General features: G+C 64.4%; 2 pseudogenes. One reads left to right on the top strand and one right to left on the bottom strand.

What is annotated here, in order from left to right:
- A pseudogene (locus A5777_RS21605) lies at positions 1-455 on the bottom strand (IS30 family transposase); the annotation flags it as partial.
- Positions 456-501: 46 nt separating this feature from the next.
- Between A5777_RS21605 and A5777_RS21600 the strand changes: the two are divergent.
- Positions 502-978: pseudogene (locus A5777_RS21600) on the top strand (IS30 family transposase); the annotation flags it as partial.

Here is a 978-nt window from a genome sequence, read left to right as displayed (position 1 = left end):
TGTTCGGCGTCGTGCCCATCCGGCAGGTGCAGCAGCATCGTGTAACGGGTGGAACGCTCGACGAGAGTGCCGATCGCGGTCTTGTTCTGCTCCCCGGTGATCAGATCCCCCTCCCAGTGCCCGGGGACCGCACGGTCGTCCACCTCTGCCGGCCGGTCGCTGATCATCACCATCGGGTCGATGAATCGCTGATATCGCTCACCCTCTCGGCGCTGCGACCTCCGGCGCGTCCTACCGGTCCGAAGTGCTTGTTGGACTTCACGTTTCAACCCTCCGCGGGCTTGGAAGTACAAGGCTTGATAGATCGTTTCGTGGCTCACCCGCATGCTTTCGTCGTCGGGATGATCCCGGCGCAGGCGGTGAGAGATCTGCTCCGGCGAGAGCTTCCTCGACAAGCCGTCCTCGACCGCTGCCCGTAGGACCGCGTTCACCACCAGTTTGGACTGCTTGGGCCGCGCCCGGAGCGCCGCCGCGATTCGATCGGCCTGATGCGGCAGGTACCGGCCGGCAGAGGTGGACGACCGTGCGGTCCCCGGGCACTGGGAGGGGGATCTGATCACCGGGGAGCAGAACAAGACCGCGATCGGCACTCTCGTCGAGCGTTCCACCCGTTACACGATGCTGCTGCACCTGCCGGATGGGCACGACGCCGAACACGTCCGTGACGCGATCATCACCGCGATCAAGGACCTACCCGCGCACCTACGCGGGTCGCTCACCTGGGACCAGGGCGCCGAGCTTGCCCGACACAAGCAGATCAGCATCGCCACCGACATGCAGGTGTACTTCTGCGATCCGGCCAGCCCGTGGCAGCGCGGTACCAACGAGAACACCAACGGGCTGCTACGGCAGTACTTCCCCAAAAGCACTGACCTCAGTGTCTACGGTCCAGCCGATCTTGAGCACGTCGCGCAGGAACTCAACGGCCGTCCACGCAAAACGCTCGGCTGGGGTATCCCAGCCTGTCTCTTATACACA

It is taken from the genome of Gordonia sp. 852002-10350_SCH5691597, assembly GCF_001665715.1.
Taxonomy (GTDB): Bacteria; Actinomycetota; Actinomycetes; order Mycobacteriales; family Mycobacteriaceae; genus Gordonia; species Gordonia sputi.
Note: the sequence above shows the minus strand (reverse complement) of the source record. Positions and strands in the feature narration are given on the sequence as shown.